At 64.1% G+C, this 21,009-nt stretch carries 23 protein-coding genes; 17 read left to right on the top strand and 6 right to left on the bottom strand.

What is annotated here, in order from left to right:
• Positions 1 to 22: 22 nt before the first annotated feature.
• The 7 genes from HU720_RS00115 (at position 23) to HU720_RS00085 (ending at position 6,502) form a co-directional block, all read left to right on the top strand.
• Positions 23 to 208, top strand: a complete 186-nt coding sequence (locus HU720_RS00115) for a CbtB domain-containing protein (RefSeq protein WP_186516175.1) — start codon at positions 23 to 25, stop codon at positions 206 to 208.
• Positions 209 to 218: 10 nt separating this feature from the next.
• Positions 219 to 914, top strand: coding sequence for a CbtA family protein (locus HU720_RS00110; protein ID WP_186516174.1), 696 nt, complete (start codon positions 219 to 221; stop codon positions 912 to 914).
• Entirely contained in the window at positions 914 to 1,324 is a 411-nt protein-coding gene (locus tag HU720_RS00105; RefSeq protein ID WP_186516173.1) for a cobalamin biosynthesis protein, read from the top strand. The genes HU720_RS00110 and HU720_RS00105 overlap by 1 nt, the downstream gene beginning before the upstream one ends.
• 28 nt (positions 1,325 to 1,352) lie before the next feature.
• Positions 1,353 to 2,105: a precorrin-4 C(11)-methyltransferase gene (gene cobM / locus HU720_RS00100; RefSeq protein WP_186516172.1), complete on the top strand. Its 753-nt coding sequence runs from the start codon at positions 1,353 to 1,355 to the stop codon at positions 2,103 to 2,105.
• Positions 2,106 to 2,169: 64 nt separating this feature from the next.
• Entirely contained in the window at positions 2,170 to 2,412 is a 243-nt protein-coding gene (locus HU720_RS00095) for a DUF1272 domain-containing protein (protein ID WP_186516171.1), read from the top strand.
• 197 nt (positions 2,413 to 2,609) lie between these two features.
• Positions 2,610 to 3,224, top strand: coding sequence for a response regulator transcription factor (locus tag HU720_RS00090; RefSeq protein WP_186516169.1), 615 nt, complete (start codon positions 2,610 to 2,612; stop codon positions 3,222 to 3,224).
• A 17-nt stretch (positions 3,225 to 3,241) separates the two neighbouring features.
• Complete coding sequence (locus tag HU720_RS00085; RefSeq protein WP_189672589.1) at positions 3,242 to 6,502, top strand: transporter substrate-binding domain-containing protein; 3,261 nt, start codon at positions 3,242 to 3,244, stop codon at positions 6,500 to 6,502.
• Here the strand turns inward: HU720_RS00085 and HU720_RS00080 are convergent.
• Positions 6,477 to 7,796 (bottom strand): PAS domain-containing methyl-accepting chemotaxis protein, encoded by a 1,320-nt coding sequence (locus HU720_RS00080; RefSeq protein WP_186516167.1) that lies wholly within the window; start codon positions 7,794 to 7,796, stop codon positions 6,477 to 6,479. The two genes, HU720_RS00085 and HU720_RS00080, sit on opposite strands and share 26 nt — an antisense overlap.
• Positions 7,797 to 7,895: 99 nt before the next feature.
• Entirely contained in the window at positions 7,896 to 8,915 is a 1,020-nt protein-coding gene (locus tag HU720_RS00075) for a LacI family DNA-binding transcriptional regulator (RefSeq protein WP_186516166.1), read from the bottom strand.
• A 208-nt stretch (positions 8,916 to 9,123) separates the two neighbouring features.
• On the opposite strand from HU720_RS00075, the gene HU720_RS00070 reads away from it, so the two are divergent.
• The 3 genes from HU720_RS00070 to HU720_RS00060 all read left to right on the top strand — a co-directional run bounded on the left by HU720_RS00070 (position 9,124) and on the right by HU720_RS00060 (position 11,558).
• Positions 9,124 to 9,663 (top strand): gluconokinase, encoded by a 540-nt coding sequence (locus HU720_RS00070; protein ID WP_186516165.1) that lies wholly within the window; start codon positions 9,124 to 9,126, stop codon positions 9,661 to 9,663.
• 119 nt (positions 9,664 to 9,782) lie between these two features.
• On the top strand, positions 9,783 to 11,135 hold the full coding sequence (locus tag HU720_RS00065; RefSeq protein ID WP_186516164.1) for a GntP family permease: 1,353 nt from the start codon (positions 9,783 to 9,785) through the stop codon (positions 11,133 to 11,135).
• 120 nt (positions 11,136 to 11,255) lie between these two features.
• Complete coding sequence (locus HU720_RS00060; protein WP_186516163.1) at positions 11,256 to 11,558, top strand: hypothetical protein; 303 nt, start codon at positions 11,256 to 11,258, stop codon at positions 11,556 to 11,558.
• A 367-nt stretch (positions 11,559 to 11,925) separates the two neighbouring features.
• Here the strand turns inward: HU720_RS00060 and HU720_RS00055 are convergent, their stop codons facing one another.
• Positions 11,926 to 12,840 carry a tyrosine-type recombinase/integrase gene (locus HU720_RS00055; protein ID WP_186516162.1) on the bottom strand — a complete coding sequence of 305 codons (915 nt, stop codon included), beginning with the start codon at positions 12,838 to 12,840 and terminating at the stop codon, positions 11,926 to 11,928.
• Positions 12,841 to 13,024: 184 nt separating this feature from the next.
• Here HU720_RS00055 and HU720_RS00050 point away from each other — a divergent pair, with 184 nt between their 5' ends.
• On the top strand, positions 13,025 to 14,206 hold the full coding sequence (locus HU720_RS00050; protein WP_186516161.1) for an NnrS family protein: 1,182 nt from the start codon (positions 13,025 to 13,027) through the stop codon (positions 14,204 to 14,206).
• 98 nt (positions 14,207 to 14,304) lie between these two features.
• Positions 14,305 to 14,937, top strand: coding sequence for a LysE family translocator (locus HU720_RS00045; RefSeq protein ID WP_186516159.1), 633 nt, complete (start codon positions 14,305 to 14,307; stop codon positions 14,935 to 14,937).
• 3 nt (positions 14,938 to 14,940) lie between these two features.
• Here the strand turns inward: HU720_RS00045 and HU720_RS00040 are convergent, their stop codons facing one another.
• Positions 14,941 to 16,125: an MFS transporter gene (locus HU720_RS00040; RefSeq protein ID WP_186516157.1), complete on the bottom strand. Its 1,185-nt coding sequence runs from the start codon at positions 16,123 to 16,125 to the stop codon at positions 14,941 to 14,943.
• A gap of 111 nt (positions 16,126 to 16,236) precedes the next feature.
• Here HU720_RS00040 and HU720_RS00035 point away from each other — a divergent pair, with 111 nt between their 5' ends.
• Positions 16,237 to 17,154 carry a LysR family transcriptional regulator gene (locus tag HU720_RS00035; protein WP_186516156.1) on the top strand — a complete coding sequence of 306 codons (918 nt, stop codon included), beginning with the start codon at positions 16,237 to 16,239 and terminating at the stop codon, positions 17,152 to 17,154.
• A gap of 11 nt (positions 17,155 to 17,165) precedes the next feature.
• Here HU720_RS00035 and nfsB read toward each other — a convergent pair whose 3' ends face one another.
• Positions 17,166 to 17,819 (bottom strand): oxygen-insensitive NAD(P)H nitroreductase, encoded by a 654-nt coding sequence (gene nfsB, locus HU720_RS00030; protein ID WP_186516155.1) that lies wholly within the window; start codon positions 17,817 to 17,819, stop codon positions 17,166 to 17,168.
• Between the two features lie 188 nt (positions 17,820 to 18,007).
• Here nfsB and HU720_RS00025 point away from each other — a divergent pair, with 188 nt between their 5' ends.
• The 4 genes from HU720_RS00025 to HU720_RS00010 all read left to right on the top strand — a co-directional run bounded on the left by HU720_RS00025 (position 18,008) and on the right by HU720_RS00010 (position 20,508).
• On the top strand, positions 18,008 to 18,838 hold the full coding sequence (locus HU720_RS00025) for an AraC family transcriptional regulator (protein ID WP_186516154.1): 831 nt from the start codon (positions 18,008 to 18,010) through the stop codon (positions 18,836 to 18,838).
• 49 nt (positions 18,839 to 18,887) lie between these two features.
• The gene (locus HU720_RS00020; protein ID WP_186516153.1) at positions 18,888 to 19,472 is read left to right on the top strand and encodes a LysE family translocator; all 585 of its coding nucleotides are present in this window, start codon (positions 18,888 to 18,890) and stop codon (positions 19,470 to 19,472) included.
• A gap of 89 nt (positions 19,473 to 19,561) precedes the next feature.
• Positions 19,562 to 20,044, top strand: coding sequence for a hypothetical protein (locus HU720_RS00015; RefSeq protein WP_186516152.1), 483 nt, complete (start codon positions 19,562 to 19,564; stop codon positions 20,042 to 20,044).
• Between the two features lie 86 nt (positions 20,045 to 20,130).
• The gene (locus HU720_RS00010) at positions 20,131 to 20,508 is read left to right on the top strand and encodes a hypothetical protein (RefSeq protein WP_186516151.1); all 378 of its coding nucleotides are present in this window, start codon (positions 20,131 to 20,133) and stop codon (positions 20,506 to 20,508) included.
• A 3-nt stretch (positions 20,509 to 20,511) separates the two neighbouring features.
• On the opposite strand, the gene HU720_RS00005 is transcribed toward HU720_RS00010, so the two are convergent.
• Positions 20,512 to 20,871, bottom strand: a complete 360-nt coding sequence (locus HU720_RS00005; protein ID WP_186516150.1) for a VOC family protein — start codon at positions 20,869 to 20,871, stop codon at positions 20,512 to 20,514.
• Positions 20,872 to 21,009: the final 138 nt, after the last annotated feature.

Raw genomic sequence — 21,009 nt, 5'->3', positions numbered from 1 at the left:
AAAAGCAGCAGAGGAACGCGTCATGCCTATCAGCACCGCCAAACACAGCATCGCCACACCCGCCACGCTCAGCCAGCGCCTGATGGTTGCCATTGGCGCCAGCGTGCTGGGCCTGTCCCTGGTGTACTTCGCCGGTTTTTCGCATATCGAAGCGGTGCACAACGCGGCCCACGATACCCGCCACAGCGCCGCCTTCCCCTGCCACTGAGTAGCCCAGCATGATTACCCGTATCGCCCGTACCGCGGGCTTCAGCGGGCTGCTTGCAGCCTTGCTGCTGACGTTGCTGCAAAGTTTCTGGGTAGCCCCGCTGATTCTGCAGGCCGAAACCTATGAAAGCGCCGCCCCCGCGGCAAGCCACCCTGCTGAAGGTGAAGCTGTCGCCGCGCATGAACATGAACACAGTGCCGAAGCCTGGGAGCCTGAAGATGGCTGGCAGCGCGTGCTGTCCACCACCGGTGGCAATTTGGTGGTAGCCGTCGGCTTTGCCCTGATTCTCGCAGCGCTCTACAGCCTGCGCGCACCGGGCCGGGTCAGCAGCGGCGCCTGGTGGGGCCTGGCAGGCTTTGCGGTGTTCTGCCTGGCGCCGACACTGGGCCTGCCGCCCGAGCTGCCCGGCACGGCCGCTGCCGACCTGGGCCTGCGTCAGAACTGGTGGGTCGGCACCGCTGCCGCCACCGCTGTCGGCCTGGCACTGCTGGTGTTCGCCCGGCACTGGTTGCTCAAGGTGCTTGGCGCCGTGCTGCTGGTCATCCCCCACGTGATCGGCGCTCCACAGCCAGAGGTGCACGAAAGCCTGGCACCCGCCGCACTGGAGACTCAGTTCAAGATTGCTTCGTGGCTGACCAACGCGGCGTTCTGGCTTGCGCTGGGCCTGCTCAGTGCGTGGCTGTACCGCCGCTCCAGCGACGCCTGATGGCCTGCCCCCACCCCGAGCCTGTGCTGTTCGCAGGCTTCGGCTGCCGGCGCGGCTGCTCGCAGCAAACCCTGACAGCACTGCTGCACCAGACCCTTGCCAAGCATGCCCTGCCCTTGAACGCCGTGCGCGGCATCGCCAGCATTCAGGTCAAGGCCGACGAGCCTGGGCTGCTGGCGCTGGCCGAGGCACTCGGGTTGCCTTTGATCTGCTTCGAAGTCAGCCAGTTGGCGAGGGTTGAGCACCTGCTCAGCCAGCGGTCAGCCAGCGCCTTCGAACATACCGGTTGCTGGGGCGTTGCCGAAAGCGCCGCACTGGCTCTGGCCGAAGGCCACAGCCTGCTGCCTCACTTGCGGGTTACACGCCAAGTGCTTGATGGCGCTACCCTGGCGCTGGCTTGCGGCCGATAATGCCTCCTTTTACCCGCAAGGATTTTTCATGACGGTCTATTTCATCGGTGCCGGCCCCGGCGACCCCGAGCTGATCACGGTCAAGGGCCAGCGGCTGATCAACCAGTGCCCGGTGATCATCTATGCAGGCTCTCTGGTCCCCCCAGCGGTACTGGCCGGCAACACCGCCGAACGCGTGATAAACAGCGCCGAGCTGCACCTGGAACAGATCATCGAGGCCATGCGCCAGGCCCATGCCGATGGCCAGCACGTCGCGCGCGTGCACAGCGGCGACCCCAGCCTGTATGGCGCCATCGGCGAACAGATCCGCCATCTGCGCGAACTGGGCATCGACTACCAGATCATTCCAGGGGTAACCGCCACGGCCGCCAGTGCAGCGCTGCTTGGCTGCGAGCTGACCCTTCCGGACGTCGCACAAACGGTGATCCTGACCCGCTATGGCGACAGCTCACCCATGCCGGCCGGCGAACAATTGAATGATTTGGCGCGCCACGGCTGCACGCTTGCAATTCACCTAGGCATTCGCAACCTGGCACGTATCGTTGCAGAGCTGGTGCCCCACTATGGCGCCGACTGCCCGGTGGCCGTGGTACACCGCGCCACCTGGCCCGACCAGGACTGGGCCCGCGGCACGTTGGCCGATATTGTCGAACAGGTGGGGCGCAAGGGTTTCAGGCGCACGGCGTTGATCCTGGTAGGCCATGTGCTGGGCGATGCCCCGTTCGCTGACTCGGCGCTTTACCGCGCAGGCCACGCACACCTTTACCGCCCTGGCCCTTGAACCGATTGCAGCACCTGTCGGCGGCGTAGCACACTGCTATTTTAAGCCCACCGGAACCTCGCCCATGCTTGAGCTACGCCCCAACTGCGAATGCTGCGACTGCGACCTGCCGCCAGACAGCCCGGACGCGCTGATCTGTTCGTTTGAGTGCACGTTCTGTCGAGCGTGCAACCAAAAACATCTGCATGGGCACTGCCCGAACTGCGCAGGCCAGCTGAGCCCGCGCCCCACGCGCGTAGGTAGCGCACTGCAGAATAACCCCGCCACGACCCAGCGCACCCTCAAGCCGCACCCAGGCTGCGCCTGAAACAGCCTTGGAAGCTCCGTCCTAGGACCTTTTGTAGTCCTTTTCAACAAAGTGCCGTTGCCTTTTCAACATGCCTATAATCACCTATTACCAAAGGATCTGAATGTACGTAATGTGCCCGCTGCTCGGTTCTGTGGCTCTCAGGCTCGAGGTTTCAAGACAACAACAAGCGGGCTCATTTCTACAGGAGTTACCCAATGACAACCGTGCTGCTGGTCGATGACCACTCCATCGTGCGTCTCGCCGTGCGCGTGCTGCTGGAACGCGAGCGCTTCGCCATTGTCGGCGAAACCGGAAAAGGCAAAGAAGCAGCCCGCCTCGCGGCGGAAACCCGGGCGGATGTGGTGATCCTCGACATAGGCCTACCCGACCTTGACGGCATGGAAGTGATCAAACGCCTCAAGCTGCTCGACCCGCCCCCCAAGATCATGGCCCTGACCGGCCAACCTGCCGACCTGTACGTGCGCCGTTGCATGGATGCAGGCATCAGCGCCTTCGTCAACAAGGACGAAGACCTCGACGCCTTGGTATTTGCTCTAAAGGCACTGGTCAAAGGCTATTCGACCTTTCCGCAGATGGCCGTCAACATCAATACGCTGGAAAGCGAAAGCGAACGCCTGCAGTGCCTGTCCAACCGTGAGATGGAAGTACTGCGCAGGCTGTGTGCCGGGCAAAGCAACAAACTCATCGGCGAGCAGATGAACCTGAGCGCCAAGACCATCAGCACCTACCGCGGCCGAATTCTGGAGAAGCTCAAGGCCGAGTCGCTGGTCGAGATGGTCGACCTCGCCAAACGCAACAACGTGGTCTGACCGTGTATCGGGGCACGTTGCTGTGCCTGCTGCTCGCCGCCTGCCTGCCTTCGTGGGCAGAACCCTCTGGCGAAAGCCGAAACCTGCTGGCTCGGTCACAAAGTGCCGGGCCGCCCCTCAAACTGTCATTGCCCGACCGCGAGTGGCTTGCAACGCGTGAAAGCCTGCGCCTGGGCACCTCGCGCCCCGACTACCCGCCTTTTGATATCAATACCAGCCAGTCCGACTATGAAGGCCTGAGCGCCGACTACGCCGGCTTGATTGGCGAACAGCTTGGCGTGCCGGTAAAAGTCTGGCGCTATGCCACCCGAGAGCTGGCCATTGCCGCCCTGCACCGGGGCGAAATCGACCTGCTGGGCACCTCCAACGCCTTCGAAGCCGCCGATGCCGAGCTTGCCCTCAGCCAGCCCTACGCAGACGACTTGCCCGTAGTGGTCAGCCGCCGCGGCTATTCGTTGCGCGATGCCGGCGACCTTGCTGGCAAGCGCCTGGCCATGGTCGACCACTACGTACCGTTTGAGGCGGTGCAACGGTTGTACCCCGAAGCTCAACTGCGCTTGTATCGTTCCACCTTGGCCGGCGTCGCGGCGGTGGCGCTGGGCCAGGCAGACGCGTACCTTGGCGATGCCATCAGTACCGATTACGTGCTTGCCAAGGGTTACCAAGGCCTCGCAGGCATCGATCATTTCGTCAAAGCGCCCGCCAGCACCTTTTCGTTTGCCATGGACCGCGACAACCTGCGCCTGCAGCAACTGGTCAATCAGGCGTTGCAACGCATTGCCGACAGCGAACGCCTGAACATTCTGCGCCGCTGGACCCGTGGCAGCAGCGGCACGTTGCTCGACCGACGCCTGGACGCCCTGACCCCCGAAGAGCGCAACTGGATCAGCCAGCACCCCAATATACGGGTCATGATCAACACCCAACTGGCACCAGTGTCGTTCACCGATGCCTTGCAACAGCCGCGCGGCATCGCCATCGATGTGCTGGAGCAGATAACTCGGCGCACCGGGTTGCACTTCGAAATCGTGTTCGCCGATTCCTTCGACGCAATGCTGGACGCGGTAACCCAAGGCAAGGTCGACATGCTTGGCGCCATAGGGGTCGACCCGCAGCAGGCCGCACGCGTGCGCTACAGCCGCCCGTTCATGATCAGCCCACGGGTGCTGGTAACCCGTAGCGATGCCCCGCCCCTGGACGACCGCGCCCCGCTGCACGGCATGCGCGTGGCAGTGTTGCAAGGCTCACCGTTGCGCTCGGACCTTGCGCAGCCTGCAACGCTTGAAGCGCAGAACCCGTTACAGCTGTTGCAGGCGGTGATTGACGGCAAGGTCGACGTGGCACTGAGCAACGGCGTCAACGCCAGCTACTTCATCAACCAGATCGCCAACGGCAAACTCAAGATCGCCGCGCAGCTGGCGGATGAACCCATACCTGCAAGCTTTGCCGTCAACCCGGCGCAGCCGCAGTTGCAGGCGATCCTGGACAAAGCACTGTTGAGCCTGCCGCCCGATGAGCTCGACCAGATGATCGACCGCTGGCGCATCAGCGCGGTGGCCAGCGACAGCCCGTGGCGCAATTACCGTACCCTGGCCCTGCAAATACTGGCACTGGCGGCAGTGCTGCTGATTGGCGTGGCGTTCTGGAACCGTTACCTGCGCAGGCTGATCCAGCACCGCAGCGAGGCCCAGGAAGCTCTGCAAAAGCAACTGGGGCTGAGCCGCGCGCTGCTCGAACAACTGCACCAGGCCAAGAATGAGGCCGAACAGGCCAGCCAGGCCAAAAGCACCTTCCTGGCGGTGATGAGCCACGAGATCCGCACCCCGATGAACGCCGTCATCGGGCTGCTGGAGATGGCCCTGCAAGAAAGCCTGCATGGGCGCAGCGACAGCCAGGCCCTGGAAACCGCCCACACCTCGGCGATCGGCCTGCTGGAGCTGATTGGTGATGTGCTGGATATCTCGCGCATCGAGTCGGGCCGCATGACCCTGAACCCGGTGACCTGCGACCTGAGCGCGCTGGTGCAGGCAACCCTGCGCATGTTCGAAGGCAACGCCAGGGCCAAGGGCATCGCGCTGCACGCAGTGCTTCCCGGCAGCCCCTGCTGGGTCGAGGCCGACCCACTGCGGCTCAAGCAGGTGCTGGCCAACCTGGTCAGCAACGCGATCAAGTTCACCCAGCGCGGCAAAGTAGATGTATCGCTGCGCACCGCGCCTGCGGCCGAGGGCAAGCTCGATGTCATGCTGCAGGTCAAGGACAGCGGTGTCGGCATCAGTACGGCCGACCAGCAGCGGTTGTTCAGCGCCTTCGTCCAAGCGGATGACCGCCAGGGGCGCCAAGGCGCAGGCTTGGGCCTGGTGATCAGCCGCAGCCTGAGTGAGCTGATGGGCGGCGCGCTGACCTTGCAAAGCCTGGAGGGCCTGGGCACCCAGGTTGACGTGCAACTGACGCTGCCCCACGCATTGCCGCCCAGCAAGGCAGCACCCAGCGGCTCAGATTCGCTAACCGACAGCCGGGCGCTCAATATTCTGGTGGTCGACGACTACCCCGCCAACCTGCTGTTGCTAGACAAGCAACTGAGTTCGCTCGGCCACCGGGTCACCAGCGCCGAACACGGCGAAGCGGCATTGACACTGTGGCAAGGTGGCCGTTTCGATGTAGTGATTACCGACTGCAACATGCCCGTGATGGACGGCCACACCTTGGCTCGGCGGATCCGCGAGCTGGAGCAGGCACGGCAACTGCCACCCTGCCGCATCATCGGTGTCACCGCCAACGCAATGGCCGAAGAGCGCGAACGCTGCCTAGCCAGCGGCATGGACGACTGCCTGTTCAAGCCGCTGGGGTTGCGCGCCTTGCAGGCTGGCCTGGCGCAGGCCGCAGCGCTGGCATTTGCCGACGCTGTACAAACGGGTGAGCCGGCCTTGCGCGCCAGTGGCTTCGAGCTGGCCAAGCTTCGGCACCTGACCCAGGACGACCACCAGTTGACCTTGACCCTGCTCAGCCAACTGGCCGACAGCACCGCAGAAGACTTGCACTCACTGCGCGAGCTGGGTGCGGATGCCGAACCCTACGCTTTGGCGATGGCGGTGCACCGCATCAAAGGTGGCGCGAAGATGCTCAAGGTCAGCGTGGTGGTGCGCGACTGCGAAGCAATCGAACATGCCCTCGCCCAAGGGCACGCCTGCGAGTCCCTGCTGCTGACGCTGTTAGCCAGCTTGCAGGGCCTCGAGCGCGAGCTGCGCGAGAGTTTCAATGCAATTGAAGGGTCGAACTGATCTGGCTGATGGCGTCGACCACATGCCGTGAGCCTTGCTGAATTTCCAGGATCACCGTGCCCGCTTCATTGGCCAGTTCCACGCCAATGCAAGTACGCGACAAGCTCGACTGCATGCTTGCCACCGCCGTCAACGACAGGTCGTGGTTCTGCCGCACCACCTCGACAATTTCCACGGTCGCCTTGCTGGTGCGCGCAGCGAGGGTGCGCACCTCGTCGGCCACCACCGCAAAACCACGCCCATGCTCACCTGCCCGTGCCGCCTCGATGGCAGCGTTGAGCGCAAGCAGGTTGGTCTGGTCGGCGATGCCGCGAATGGTCGCGACGATCTGCCCGATGACCTCTGATTGGCGGCTGACCGCATCGATGGTTTGCGCAGCTTGATTGAGTTCGGCGGAAATCTGTTCGATAACCTGCACCGCCTGTTGCACCACCTGGCTGCCTTTGCGCGCGCAGGCATCGGTTTGCACGGAGCTTGCATGGGCGGCATCGGCGGCGGTCTGCTGGGTGCTGATCTGGCCGGTGATGTCGCTGGCGAACTTCACCACTTTGCACAGGCGGCCCTTGTTGTCGAAAATCGGGTTGTACGACGCTTCCAGGTAGACGGTACGTCCATGTTTATCGACCCTTTCGAAGCGGTGCGAATGGTATTCGCCACGATTGAGCGAAGCCCAGAACTCGCGGTATTCGGCCGATTCACGCTCATGGGGCAGGCAGAACAGCCCGTGATGGCGGCCAACCACTTCATCCAGGCGGTAGCCCAAGGTGTCGAGAAAATTCTGGTTGGCCTTGATTACCCGGCCTGCCGGGGTGAACTCCACGACTGCCATGGAGCGGCCAATGGCCTTGAGCAAGCTTTCGCTCTCGTGCTCCTCGATCACATGGCGGGTGATGTCGGACGCCACTTTGATCACGCTGGTAACCTGCTGCTGTTCATTGAGCACCGGCATGTAGCTCGCTTCCAGCCAGACTTCGCGCCCGGCCTTGTCGAGCCGCTCGAAGGTGCCGCTTATGGCCTTGCCCTCGCGCAGCTCTCGCCACAGCTGCTGATACTCCGCGCTCTTGGCATAACCTGGGTCGCAGAAAATTCGATGGTGTTTGCCGAGAATATCGTCAAGGCTGTAGCCCATGGTGTTGCAGAAGTGCTCGTTGGCAGCGAGGATCGTACCGTCGGGAGCGAACTCGATCATTGCCATCGAACGGCTGATCGCCGCAAGCTTGGCCTGCATCCCTGCCAGCGCGTCGCGGCAGCGCTGAATCTCGACCAGATCGGACTTGCGGTGATACTCGAACATGAGCGTGCCTCCTTGAGCGCCACGGGGTCTCAAGGAGCATAGATCGGAGCCGTATCCGTGCAAGCGATCTGCTATCACCGCGGACCAGGCATTTACCGCTCAGGAACTCTCGCGCACCATCAGCTCGAAGCCCAGGTCCTGCTGCTCTGCACCTACGCGCTTGCCGTCGAGCAGCCCCAACAGCGCCTGCGCTGCGCTGCGCCCCACCGCAGCGCGCGGCGTGCGAATGGACGTGAGTGGCGGGACCATGTGCGCCGAGGCCGGCAAATCGTTGAAACCGACCATCGCCACTCGTCGGGGCACTTCGATGCCTTCGCGCAGCGCCTGCAATACCGCACCCTGGGCCAGGTCGTCATTACAGAAGAAAATCCCGTCGACATCCGGTGCCTTGGCCAGCAGGCGGCTGAAAAGCTCACCGCCAAGGCCAATGGACGACGGCTGCGGGTCGAGCACTTCCAGCTCGGTGGCCTGCAAGCCGGCCTCGACCAGCGCCTGGCGGAAACCTTCGGCACGCTGCATGACCCGTGGGTCCAACTGCGCGGCAATGAACGCCAGGCGCCGCCGGCCGCGCTGCAGTAGGTGGCGTGCGGCGGCCCGGCCTGCTTCGAACTGGGAAAAACCGACCGACAAGGCACCCGCCTCGCCACCCAGTTCCATCATGTGCACGCGCGGCACCTGGCTTGCGTTAAGCAGCAGGCGCGAGCCTTCGCTGCGCTCAAAGCCGGTCAGCAGCATGCCGCAGGGCTGATAGGCCAGGTAATTGCGGATCAGGTTCTCTTCTTCGGCGATATCGTAGTGATAGTTGCCGATCAGCACCTCAAGGCCACGCGGGCGCATGACCTCGTGGATGGCCTCCAAGGTGTCGATGAACAGCTGGTTGGACAGCGACGGAATCAGCACCACCACCGAATGGCTGCGCGCCGAGGCCAGCGCGCGGGCAGCAGGGTTGGCGATATAGCCCAGGCTCGCGGCAGCGGCCATGACTTTTTCGGCCAGCGCGGGCGCAACTGTGCTCACGCCACGCAAGGCGCGCGAAGCGGTAATCGGGGAAACCCCGGAAAGCCTGGCGACTTCTGCCAGCGTGGGACGACCTGTAGTGCGGGAGCCGGTACGGGACATGGATGTTGTAATTTTACTACTTGCAGGAATGGGGAACGGTCACTAAGGTAGCGCTGTCTCAGGACGCAAGCAATGCAAACGTGGCAACAGGCATGTGCAGAGCGTCCATACTGCCCAAAACAAGATCAATAACACCCCGGAGGGTGGCGCCGGTACCTTCGACTCGCCGTAGTCGAGACAGCGCTATCTCACCGAGCAGGAGGTACTGATGAACCCTTCCCTGACCGCGATCGTGGTAATGGGCGTGGCTGGTTGCGGCAAGAGCTGCATCGGCGCTGCCATCGCCGCGCGCAGCGGCGGCCGCCTGATCGAAGGCGATGCCTTCCACCCTGCCGCCAATATCGAAAAGATGAGCGCCGGCATCCCCCTTGACGACGACGACCGCGCCGGCTGGCTGCTGCGCCTTGGCGAAGAGCTGCAGGCCACGCTGGCTGCAGGCGAGCGCCCGATCCTGACCTGCTCAGCGCTCAAGCGCCGCTATCGCCAGACCCTGCGCGACGCCGTGCCCACCCTGGCGTTCGTGTTCCTTGAACTGACCCCGGAAGAAGCCGAAAAGCGCGTGCTGGCCAGGCCTGGGCATTTCATGCCCGCCAGCCTGATCGAAAGCCAGTTCGCCGCCCTGGAAACCCCTGAGGGCGAGCCGCACACCCTGGCGCTGGACGCCACGCGCCCAATTGCAGCGCTGGCCGAGAGCGTGGACACCTGGCTAAAGCGCGACGGTGAGCGGAGCTTGGCGCGTATCGCCTGAACAGGCGGTTACCCGGCTCACCGAAGATAGCGCTGTCTCAAGGCTTCACCCTTTGCAATACGCTGCACCTGAAAACGCTACGCCACTAACAACAACGACAAGACCGAGGCATAAGAACCATGTTCGGACTGGCTACTGATACCTTCCTGTTGCTCGACGCGCTGGTCACCATCGTCGGGCTGATCCTGCTGATCACCCATTTCAAGGTCCACCCCTTCGTTGCCCTTACCCTGGCCGCAGGCTTTCTCGGCCTGACTTCCGGCATGCCAGTGGCCAAGGTCATGAAGTCGTTCCAGGACGGCTTTGGCGGGGTGCTGGGCTTTGTCGGCATCGTCCTGGCGCTGGGCACCATGCTCGGCAAGCTGATGGCCGATTCCGGCGGTGCCGACCAGATCGCGCAAACGCTGATCCGCGCCTTCGGCAAACAGAAGGTGCACTGGGCGATGATGTTCGCCGCCTTCCTGGTAGGCATCCCGCTGTTCTTCGAGATCGGCTTCGTGCTGCTGATCCCGCTGGTGTTCATCGTCGCCCGCCGCTCGGGGGTGTCGCTGGTGAAAATCGGCATCCCGCTGCTGGCCGGGCTTTCGGTGGTCCACGGCCTGGTGCCACCACACCCGGGGCCGCTGCTGGCTATTGGCATCTTCAACGCCGACATCGGCAAAACCATCTTCTACGGCCTGCTGGTGGCGCTGCCCACGGCAGTGATCGCAGGGCCGCTGTTCGGCAACTTCATCTCGCGCTACATCCCCGGTAACCCGTCGCAGGAGCTGATGGACCAGATTGCCCGCGACTCCAGCCGCGACAACCTGCCAAGCTTCGCCATCACCCTGGCTACCGTGCTGCTGCCGGTGGTGCTGATGCTGCTCAAGACCTTCGCTGACGTGGTGCTGCCTGCCGAGCACATCGTGCGCCAATGGATGGACCTGATCGGCCACCCGATCACCGCCCTGCTCGCGGCCCTGCTGCTGGCGTTCTACACCTTTGGTTCGGCTCGCGGTTTCAGCCGCCAGCAAATCATGAAGATGCTCGACCAAAGCCTGGCGCCCACGGCCGCCATCGTGCTGATCGTCGGGGCCGGCGGCGGCTTCAAGCAGATGCTGGTAGACACCGGCGTGGGCAATGTCATCGGGCAGATGGCCGTGCAGGCTGAAATCTCGCCAATCATGCTGGCCTGGCTGGTGGCAGCCGTGATCCGCATTGCCACCGGCTCTGCAACCGTGGCTACCATCACCGGCGCCGGCATCGTCGCCCCGGTGATCGACCTGGTACCCGGCGTCAACCGCGAGTTGCTGGTACTGGCCACGGGCGCAGGCTCGCTGATCCTGTCCCACGTCAACGACGCAGGCTTCTGGCTGGTCAAGCAGTACTTCAACATGACTGTGGCCGAAACCTTCAAGACTTGGAGCATGATGGAGACCATTCTTTCGGTGGTCGGCATCATCTTCATCATGTTGCTGTCGATGGTGGTGTAACCGTTGATCGGGGCGATGGCACCTTGATGAAGGGGCGCAGGCCCTAATGGGAAAGACGGCGTGGGGTGTATTTTGCGCCCTGCGCTGTCCGGCCTCAGTCATCGCAAAGGAGTCTGCCCTATGAAACGTGCTTATTTGCTAGCAGCCCTGCTCGCCTCGCCACTGGCGTTTGCCGTCGGCACCGGGACTACCTACCCGGACGACCCGCACAACCCGGCCCCACAACCTGGCGTGGACAGCACCCTGAACCCCATCGAAAAGCCGATGCCACGTGACACCGACCCGCGTATCCAAGGCAACGACCCGGACAGCCCGCCGAGCAAGCAAAACGACAGCCGCGACCTGCCGGGGATGAACGGCGGTAGTGGGTCTGAAGGGATGGGGCGTGATGGTGGTGGCTCAGGCAACGCTGGCAAGCCATGACAGGTTTGTATAATGTCATGGCCTCATCGCAGGCTGGCGCCAGCTCCCACAGAGGCCATGTTTAACCGCAACACTGCTGGTTGGACCCAACCCTGTGGAAATGATAGAGAGTTGTGGCGAGCGGGCTTGTCCCGCGCTGGGCTGCGCAGCAGCCCTAAAAACCCAAGGGGCTGCTGCGCAGCCCAACGCGGGACAAGCCCGCTCGCCACAAGGAGATATGTCTGGCGGGAAGAGGCTTGTACAAAACCATAGAATCTCCCACCAGGACCGCGTCAGCTGCGATATGGGTGCCTGGCTCAATTCTTGTGGGAGCCGGCGCCAGCCTGCGATGAGGCCGGTCCAAGCCTGCGCAGCAACGTCAGCGTGATCAGTAATCCAACCGTTCCACCGCCCGCCGCCGCTCGTTGTCATCGCGCCGGTCATACGCAGCGGTGGTCTGGATATTGGCGTGGTGCGCAAGCTTTTGGGCAATCGACAGGTCATGCTCCTCGATCACCCGGGTGATGAACGCCCGGCGGAAGTCATGCGGCATGATCTTCGCGCCTACCTGTGCGCCGCGCTGGCGAGCAATGTAGTAGATCGCATGCTTGGTGATGCGCGCGCGGGTGATGTGGTTGCCCCGGCGGATGCGATTGAACAGAAAACCATCATCCTCCACGCCGGCCGGCAATTGCTGGCGGCGCAGGTCCAGCCAGGCTTGCAACTTCTCGAACGCCCATGCCGGGGCGTATTTGAGCAACTGCCGGTTGCCTTTGCCCAGCACCACCACGCTGCGTTCGGCAAAATCGACCTGAGCCAGGTCGACGTCCACCGACTCTGACTTGCGCATGCCGGTGCCGTACAACAGCGCCAGTATTGCCGCATCGCGTACGCCCTGCGGGCGCGGGTCGGCCGCACAGACATCCATCAATTCGCGGATCAAGCTGCGCCGCAGGTTGCGCCCCGGCGGCAGGCGGCTGCCACTGGCCGGCTTGATCTCGCGGATCTTCAGCAGTTGCTCATGCTCGATCAGCCCTTGGCGCCACGCCTCGTTCATTACCCCACGCACAGCATTCACATAAAGCGAGGAGGTGTTCGGGGCGTAGCCATCGGTGCGCAGCGCGGCGACCAATGCAACCACGTGGCCGGGCTCAAGGTGGTGCCAGGGCACATCGGCAATGTCGACCTCGACAAAGCCCAGGCGATCGGCGGCGTCCTGCAGGATGTAGCGCATGGTCAGCTGGCTGGAGGGGGCCAGACGGGCCAGGTACTGCAGCAGCGGATTGCGCAGAAGGTCGGTCACAACGAAAGTCCTGTAGCGTGGAGCGGGTCAATATGACTCTTAATGCTGTCGTAACGACAGCATCCGGCATGAGTCATTGTGACCGCAAAGGCTGCCATCACCTTGATATTCAAGGCTTTGCGCGATGGCACGAATCGTGATGGTACCCCATCACTCTTCCGGAATCGAACCGAGGTCCGCCCTAATGCTCGTTCAGCCGATCAGCGCCCGCCCGCGCCAAGCCCTCTGGGCGCTGGGTTTTCGCCCGTTCTTTCTGGCCGGCAGTGCCTTCGCACTGGTCGCCCTGCTGTTGTGGGGGGCGGTGCTGACCGGCATCGTGCAGCCAACGCCCGCCGGCGGCATGCTCGCCTGGCACCGGCACGAGATGCTGTTTGGCTTTGCCGTGGCGATTGTCGCGGGGTTTCTGCTGACGGCCGTGCAAACCTGGAGCGGCATGCCGGGGTTGTCCGGGCGGCCGCTGCAAGGGTTGTTTCTGCTGTGGCTGCTGGGCCGAGTGAGCTGGTTCGTGCCACTGCCCTCTTGGTTGCTGATAACACTGCACGGCGCCTTCCTGCCGCTGGTGGCACTGGCCCTGGCGCGGCCGATCGTCATCCGGCGGCTGCGTAACAACTACCCGATCGTGGTGCTGGTGATGCTGCTGGCGGGCTGCCAGTGGCTGACCCTGCTGGGCTGGCTGAACCAGGACGAACGCTGGCAGCGCCATGGCGTGCTGGCCGGGCTATGGCTGGTAGCGGCGATGATGAGCGTGATCGGCGGCCGGGTGATTCCGTTCTTCACCCGTCGCGGGCTGGGCAACATGGCCCCTGCGATACCGCGCCCTTGGCTGGACCGGGCTTGCCTGCTGGGCAGCATCGCATTGCCGGCAACCTATGCGCTGGGCCTCAACGACACTCCACAACCGCTGATGGCGGTGCTGTTCGCCGGGCTGGGTGCACTGCACGTGGTGCGGTTGGCGTTGTGGCATGACCGCGGCATCTGGCGGGTACCGCTGCTGTGGTCGCTGCATGTGGCCTACGCGTGGCTGGTCCCGGCCTGCCTTGGGTTGGCGTTGTGGCATGCCGGGGTCGAGGTCAGCCCGAGCCTCGCGGTGCATGCCTTGAGCGTGGGCGGCATGACCGGTTTGATCGTGGCGATGATGGCACGGGTGAGCCTGGGGCATACCGGGCGGGCGCTGGAAGTGCCGCGCAGCGTAGGTTGGGCGTTTGCATTTATCCAACTGGCAGCCTTGGTCCGCGTGGTCTGTGTGCCATTCACGGCGCAGGCGTTGGGTCTATCGGTGCTGCTTGCAGCCACAGGCCTGGGGCTGTTCGTTTGGCACTACTGGGCGATATTGACCCAACCCCGGGTGGATGGGATGGCTGGGTGACTGCTCGCCTTGGCGCGCCAAATGAGTGCATGGGGGCTGGCGGAGCGGCTGCAGAGCTGGCATCTTGACGCCTTCCCCCGCGCAACAGGACGCGCCCAATGGCTTTGCACCTCTGGCTGACTTTCTCCCTCGCCTACCTGATCACCTCACTCAGCCCCGGCCCCAATGTGCTGCTGACCGTGCGCAACGCGCTGCGCTACGGCCCGTCGGGGATGGGCATGACCCTGTTTGGCAACCTCGCCGCGCAATTGCTGGCAATCAGCGCAGTGGCGATGGGCGTGGGCGCCCTGCTGGTGTCGCTGCCAGCGGCGTTTCTTGCGCTCAAACTGGTCGGCGCGGGGTACCTGATCTATCTCGGCCTGCGTCAGCTACTGGCACGTCGCCCCGCCAGCATCCCTGCCGAGCAGGTCGCACGGGTCAGCAACCACAGCAAATGGCGCATTGGCCTTGAGGCGTTTCTGGTATCGGTCAGCAACCCCAAGACCTTGGTGTTCTTCTGCGCCTTCCTGCCGCAATTTCTCGAGCCAGGCCGGCCCATTTTTGGCCAGTTCGCGGCCATGTACCTGAGCATGGCGCTGATTGTCTGCCTGGTGCACTCGGTGTATTGCTTTACCGCCTACCGCTTCGGCCAGCGCCTCAAGGCATCGCGGGTTGCCGCCTGGTGCAAGCGCGCTACCGGCGCCCTCTTCATCGGGCTGGGTGTGCGCCTGCTCAACACCAAGGCGGTCTGAGCGCTATTCGCCGGCCTTGAGCAGCAAGGCCGCGATGATTGCCAGCAGGGCAAACACACAAGCGACATAACCCAAGGCGCCCAGGCCCAAGGTCTGGATCGCCACGCCCCCCAGCGCGGCGCCTGCGGCAATACCGCCGTTGGCCGCCGACACATTCAACGTCCCCGCCAGCGCCTGGGCCTTGGCCCCGGCTTGCATCACCCGCACCTGGCACACTGGGAACAACGCTGTGTAGGCAATGCCCCAGAGCACCAGCGCGGCGATCAGCAATGGCGTGTTCGCGGCCAGCGGCACTGCCGCGCCCATGCCCACGGCCAGCATTACCAGCAACAGTACGGTGGCACGCAGCGGGCTGCGGTCAGTGATGCGCCCGGCCAAGGCGTTACCCAGCATACCGACCACGCCAAAGCCCATCAGCCACCAGCCGACCTGGCTGGCCGGCACCCCGGCCACCTGCTCGAGGATCTCGGCCAGGTAGGTGTAGGCGGTGAACATCGCACTGAACACCAGCGCCGACAACAGCACATGGGCAATGAAGCGCCGGTCCTTGAGGATTACCGTCTGCCGCTCGCCGCTGGCCCGCTTGGGCACCGCCGGCATGCTCGGCAGGCACGCCGACATCAGCAGCGCAACCAACAGGCACAGGCCTGACAACAGCCAGAAACTGCCGCGCCACCCCACCAGCCCCGCCGCCACGGTGCCCAATGGGATGCCGAACACGAATGCAGCAGTGATGCCCAGATAAACCCGCGACACCGCCCAACCCTCGCGGCCTTTGCCGGCCAGTTGCCCTGCGCTTTCGCTGGCGGTGCCCCAGAACACAGGCAACGCCAACGCGGCGATGAACCGCGACAGGGCCAGCACCCACAGGTTGGGCGCCACTGCCGAGAGTACATTGGCTGCGGCAAACACCAGCAGAATGCCGATGAACAGCGGTTTGCGCGGCAGCGGTGACAGCCAGGCGGTCAGCGGCGGGCCGAACAGCATGACTGTCACCGCGAACAGGGTGACCAACTGGCCGGCAGCGGCGACGGACAGGCCCAAGTCCCGCGCCAGTGCCGGCAACAGGCCAAGAATCAGAAATTCGGTGGTCAGCACGGCAAAGCCGCCGATTGCGAGCAGTGCAATGGGCAGCCCGGCGCGGCTGGCCGGGCGCTCGGCTTCACAGGTCACAGCAGAGGTTGGCATAGCTAAACAATCCTGTATAAACGACGGGCCAGTTTAATCGGGAACTATATTCCGATTGCTGGCACTTATTCCGATATAAGCAGAACAGAATTCACTAATAGCGAGCCGAACATGAGCGCCTCCGAACGCCTCAAGGATATCGACCTGTTCGTCAGCGTGGCCAATGCTGGCAGCTTCAACGCCGCTGCCGAGCGCCTGAACCTTACCGCCTCGGCTGTCAGCAAAGGCATCGCGCGGCTGGAGCGGCGCCTGCAGGTACGCCTGTTCGAGCGCACCACCCGGCGCCTGGCGCTGACCGATGGAGGCGCGGCCTACTACCGCACCTGCAGCCGGGTGCTGGGCGAGCTGGAAGATGCCGAGCTAGCGCTGAACGATGAGCACAAGACGCCCAGCGGCACCTTGCGCATCGACCTGCCGGCCAGCTTCGGTCGCCTGCATGCGCTGCCGGCGGTGCTGGCGTTTGCCGCGCAGCATCCCAAGGTACAGCCACACATCACAATGTCAGACCGCTTTGTTGACCTGGCCGAACAAGGTATAGACGTTGTGGTACGTATCGGCGGGCCAGACACCTGGCAGCCCGGCATCGAGCACCACTACCTGGGCAACCAGCGCCTGGTGTTCTGCGCATCTCCCGCCTACCTGGCCCGCCATGGCACGCCGCGCAACGAACAGCAGTTACACGCCCACGGCTGCGTGCTGTATGCCAACACCGACGGCAGCACCCCGCCGCTGCACTTCACCGGCTCGCGCCAAGGGGTGGACCAGCTAAGGGCGATGCCCGGGCGGCTGGCGATTGGTGATGGTGAAGGCCAGGCCATGGCTGTGGTGGCCGGGCTTGGCATCGCCCAGTTGCCGACCTGGCTGGTGCAGCGGCAACTGGATGACGGCAGCTTGCAACAGATACTGCCCGAGTGCGAGGTTCAAGGGCTGCCCATCAACCTCGCCTGGCGCCGCAACCGCGGGCATCTGCCCAAAGTCAGCGGGCTGGTGCACGCCTTGGGCGAGCGCCTGGCAGCGGTGATCAGGTAGCGTCAGGCAGGTTACAGGAACGTGAAGACCTGCTCAGCCGGCAGGCGCGACTTGCCAAGCCCTGCGTTGAAGTCTTCGCTGCTGCGGTAGCCCAGCGCCATGACCACGACGCTGGTCAAACCGCGCTCACGCAGGCCGAGTTCTGCGTCCATCACCTTGAAGTCGAACCCTTCGATGGGCGTGGCATCAAGGTCATAGGCCGCAGCGCCCAGCAGCGCGGTGCCCAAGGCCAGGTACACCTGCTTCTCCATCCAATGCTGCAGGTCCTTGTAGTTGTAACGGTGCAGGTCGGCGTAGAAGCGCCGGGTCTGGTCACCGGTGGCCTTGGCCTGCTCGTCGCGGTAGCGGCCGTCTTTGTCTTCCTGGGCCAGCACCGCCTGCAGGTGGGCATCTGTCATGTCGGTACGTGCCGCGAATACGATCACATGGGAGGCGTTGAGGATCTTCGCCGTGTTGTAGGCGTAATCGGCCTCGGTGCTCTTGGCAAGGCGCGCCTTGCCCTCGGCGCTGTCGGCGACAATGAAATGCCAAGGCTGCGAGTTGACCGAGGACGGGCTGTGGCGCAGTTGTTCGAGCAACGCATCGACAGTGGCCTGGGGGATGCGGCGGCTGGCATCGTAGGCTTTGGTGGTGTAGCGGCGCTTGGCCAGGGCAACAGTATCCATCAATGCAAATTCCTGTGGGGTCATGGGGTGAGGCGCATCTTAGCGGCACGCCGATAAAAGAAAACCCGCGCAATCGAGCAACACTTTCAGCGCAACGGCGAAAATCCCGTCCTTCGCGCTGCACATTCGTTCCAGACCTGCCCGTGCAGCTGGGTTAAGGTAGGCGCTTTCTCTGCAAGGGCTGCCCCATGAGCCACTGGATTGACCTCAGACAGGACGCCGACACCGGCATCGAGTCGGTCCGCGCGCATTTCACCGGCCACGCCTACGACCCGCACTGGCACGATAGCTTTCTGGTGGGTTGCACCGAACAGGGCGTGCAGCAATTCCATTGCCGACGGGTGCGTTATCACAGCACCCCCGGGCAGGTCTTTCTGCTCGAACCCGGCGACCTCCACGACGGCCTGGCCCCCACCGCCGAGGGCTTTACCTACTCAACCCTGTACCTTGAGGCCGCCTGGCTTGAGGCCGAACTGCGCGCGCTGTTCGAACACGCCCCCGCCAGCGCCCTGCCCAGCTTTGCCGCAACCTTGCATTGCGATGCGCGGCTGGCGGGTGCGACGGCGCGGGCCTTTCATTCGGTGCACCAGCAAGAACTGCGCATCGTGCGCCAGACCGCGCTGGACGACCTGCTCGCCTGCCTGACGGGCCACCTGCAATGGCGCAAACGGCTGGACCCCGACCCACGGCTGCCGCTGACCGCGCAGATCGCCCGCGATTACCTGCATGCCCATTTGGACCAGGACATCGGCCTGGTGGAGCTGGCGCAGGTCTGCGGGGTCGATCGCTTTCGCCTCACCCGCGCCTTCAAAGCGGCCTTCGGCCTGGCCCCGCACGCCTACCTCATCCAGCTGCGCCTGGCCCGTGCGCGGCAGTTGCTGGCCCGGGGCGACACCCCGGCAGAAGTCGCCATGGCCTTGGGTTTTGCCGACCAGAGCCACTTGGGCCGCTGGTTCCGCCGCGCCTTCCGGCTGACCCCGGCCGACTACCGCAAGCGCTGCTCAAACCTTCCAGACTGAGGCAACCCCAGCCGCGAACATGGGTTTCGTTCAACCGGAGCCTTTGCCCATGTCACACACGTTGTTGCCCTTTATGCTCTTTGCCCTGGCCGGCAGTATCAGCCCAGGGCCGACCAACCTGCTGATCCTGGCGCATAGCGCCCGTCACGGCCTGCGCGCAAGCCTGGCGCCGATGCTCGCGGCCTGTAGCGCAGCAACGCTGATCGTGTTGCTGGTCGGGCTGGGGCTGGGTGAGTTGCTGCTGAGCTACCCACTGGCCCAGCAGGTGATGAGCTGGGGCGGTGCGTTGTGGCTGAGCTGGCTGGCCTGGCGCATGCTGCGCGCTGCCGGTGAACCCTTGCAGGCCCAGGCCAACGGCGGCTTCAGCGCCTGGAGCGCGGCCACACTGCAGTTGGTCAACCCCAAGGTATGGCTGATGGCAGTGGCGATGATCGGGGTGTTCGCCACACCCATGCTGCCGGTGTGGCGCTTGTCGCTGGTGTTCTTGCTGGTGGCGATACCGTGCATGACCACCTGGGTGCTGCTGGGTGTCGGCAGCGCCCGCTGGCTGCGTTCACCACGCGTGCTGCGCTGGTTCAACCAAAGCTTGGCGGGGTTGCTGCTGGTGTCGGCGTGGTCGGCGGTGCTGGTTTAGTTTGCCTACGGCAGGCAGAGCCTAAGTTGCCTTGCCCCCTGCTGCTTGCAGTACACTCGCCGGCTTGACCCGTGCCCAAGGCCCTGACCATGCTCGTTCTGTGTAAACGCCTGCTGCTCCCCCTGCTGCTGCTCACCGCTCTCACCGCCTGCGACCAACAGCCTTCACGCGAGGAGCAGATCGTCTCGAGCCTGCCACTGCAGGAAGCCTACGACCACAATATCGACCGCATGGCGCAGCTGTTGGCGATGACCCACCGCCAGGTGCCGCAGGAGAAAATCCGCGAAGTGCTGCGCAAGCACCTCACGGTCGATGACCAGCGCGAGGACCTCTACCGCCTGTACAGCAAGAAGAATTTCAACGACCAGGAGTTCGCGCTGATCGTCGAGGCGACCCGTGACCCGGCCAAAGCCAAGGCAATGGGCGAGACCGAAGAAGGCAAGCGCCTGGGCGACAAGCTTTCCAACTTGATGCGCGAAAGCGCCAACGACCCCAAGGTGCAGGCCATCGTCGAGCAGCGCATGCGCCAGGTGAATATCGAGCTGGAACAGATGGGCCAGCCGCAGGGCTGACTGTCGGCACCGCCCGTCGCGGCGCGGGCACCCGCGCCGCTGGTGACTTGCCAACACTTAGGTAATCACCCGATCGGGAGACCGACATGAACCGCAATCAACTGCATGGCCTGTGCCTGGCTTTGTGCCTGAGCACCGGCGCCCCGCTCGCCCTGGCGGCGACGGACATGAACGACAACCCGCCCCTGCCCGGCCAGCAACAACCTGGTACGGGCACCCTTGACCAACGCGGCCCAAGCGGTTCGGGGGTGCCGGGCGATGGCATGGGCACAGGCGACGGCACCGTCAACCCTGGCAACGATGACACCCGCAATGGCGTGGGCAACCCGGGGACGGGGCGTACCGCTCCGGATGTAGGCAACCCCGGCGGCATGCGTACCACACCTGACGCCGGCAACCCCGGCACGGGCCGTGGCACCCCGGCCACGCCAGGCTCTTCCGGGGGGACTGGCGGTGGAGGCTAGAGTTTATTCAGGCTCGGCGGACCACACGGCAAGCTCATAGCCATCGGGGTCGATGAACTGGAAACGCCGCCCGCCAGGGAAGGCGAATATCTCTCGGCTGATCCGCGCCCCAGCGGCCTCGACCCGGCGCTGGGCCGCGGCCAGGTCTGCGGCGTAAAGAATGACCAAAGGCCCGCCTGGGCGTACCGGCTCACCCGTAGTGAAACCACCGGTAAGCCGGCCATCGCTGAATTCACAGTAGGTCGGCCCGTAGTCGGTGAAGCGCCAACCAAATACAGCGCCGTAAAACGCCTTGCTACGGGGGATATCGGCAACGTTGAATTCGATGTTGTCGATCTGCTGGTCCTTGCCTCGCTGGCCCATGGCGGCCTCCTTGGTGGGTAATGGAGCGCTAGCATAGTGCCGGGGCATCCTACGGTCCACGCTGTAGGAGCGGCCTTGTGTCGCTAAAGGGGCGCGTAGCGGCCCCAGGATCTGACATCAGGCTGACATCGCCGGGGC

It is taken from the genome of Pseudomonas sp. SWRI51 (genome assembly GCF_014268825.1).
Lineage (GTDB): Bacteria > Pseudomonadota > Gammaproteobacteria > Pseudomonadales > Pseudomonadaceae > Aquipseudomonas > Aquipseudomonas farsensis.
The sequence above is the reverse complement of the archived record's forward strand: the minus strand, read 5'-3'. Positions and strand labels throughout refer to the sequence as shown.

Excerpts from the sequence above, each read along its gene's own strand:
- HU720_RS00005 (WP_186516150.1), bottom strand. The coding sequence starts at position 20,871 with ATGGGCCAGCGAGGCAAGGACCAGCAGATCGACAACATCGAATTCAAC.
- HU720_RS00115 (WP_186516175.1), top strand. The coding sequence starts at position 23 with ATGCCTATCAGCACCGCCAAACACAGCATCGCCACACCCGCCACGCTC.
- nfsB (WP_186516155.1), bottom strand. The coding sequence starts at position 17,819 with ATGGATACTGTTGCCCTGGCCAAGCGCCGCTACACCACCAAAGCCTAC.
- HU720_RS00105 (WP_186516173.1), top strand. The coding sequence starts at position 914 with ATGGCCTGCCCCCACCCCGAGCCTGTGCTGTTCGCAGGCTTCGGCTGC.
- HU720_RS00095 (WP_186516171.1), top strand. The coding sequence starts at position 2,170 with ATGCTTGAGCTACGCCCCAACTGCGAATGCTGCGACTGCGACCTGCCG.
- HU720_RS00025 (WP_186516154.1), top strand. The coding sequence starts at position 18,008 with ATGAGCCACTGGATTGACCTCAGACAGGACGCCGACACCGGCATCGAG.
- HU720_RS00070 (WP_186516165.1), top strand. The coding sequence starts at position 9,124 with ATGAACCCTTCCCTGACCGCGATCGTGGTAATGGGCGTGGCTGGTTGC.
- HU720_RS00010 (WP_186516151.1), top strand. The coding sequence starts at position 20,131 with ATGAACCGCAATCAACTGCATGGCCTGTGCCTGGCTTTGTGCCTGAGC.
- HU720_RS00035 (WP_186516156.1), top strand. The coding sequence starts at position 16,237 with ATGAGCGCCTCCGAACGCCTCAAGGATATCGACCTGTTCGTCAGCGTG.
- HU720_RS00090 (WP_186516169.1), top strand. The coding sequence starts at position 2,610 with ATGACAACCGTGCTGCTGGTCGATGACCACTCCATCGTGCGTCTCGCC.
- HU720_RS00050 (WP_186516161.1), top strand. The coding sequence starts at position 13,025 with ATGCTCGTTCAGCCGATCAGCGCCCGCCCGCGCCAAGCCCTCTGGGCG.
- HU720_RS00075 (WP_186516166.1), bottom strand. The coding sequence starts at position 8,915 with ATGTCCCGTACCGGCTCCCGCACTACAGGTCGTCCCACGCTGGCAGAA.
- cobM (WP_186516172.1), top strand. The coding sequence starts at position 1,353 with ATGACGGTCTATTTCATCGGTGCCGGCCCCGGCGACCCCGAGCTGATC.
- HU720_RS00060 (WP_186516163.1), top strand. The coding sequence starts at position 11,256 with ATGAAACGTGCTTATTTGCTAGCAGCCCTGCTCGCCTCGCCACTGGCG.
- HU720_RS00110 (WP_186516174.1), top strand. The coding sequence starts at position 219 with ATGATTACCCGTATCGCCCGTACCGCGGGCTTCAGCGGGCTGCTTGCA.
- HU720_RS00080 (WP_186516167.1), bottom strand. The coding sequence starts at position 7,796 with ATGTTCGAGTATCACCGCAAGTCCGATCTGGTCGAGATTCAGCGCTGC.
- HU720_RS00020 (WP_186516153.1), top strand. The coding sequence starts at position 18,888 with ATGTCACACACGTTGTTGCCCTTTATGCTCTTTGCCCTGGCCGGCAGT.
- HU720_RS00040 (WP_186516157.1), bottom strand. The coding sequence starts at position 16,125 with ATGCCAACCTCTGCTGTGACCTGTGAAGCCGAGCGCCCGGCCAGCCGC.
- HU720_RS00065 (WP_186516164.1), top strand. The coding sequence starts at position 9,783 with ATGTTCGGACTGGCTACTGATACCTTCCTGTTGCTCGACGCGCTGGTC.
- HU720_RS00045 (WP_186516159.1), top strand. The coding sequence starts at position 14,305 with ATGGCTTTGCACCTCTGGCTGACTTTCTCCCTCGCCTACCTGATCACC.
- HU720_RS00015 (WP_186516152.1), top strand. The coding sequence starts at position 19,562 with ATGCTCGTTCTGTGTAAACGCCTGCTGCTCCCCCTGCTGCTGCTCACC.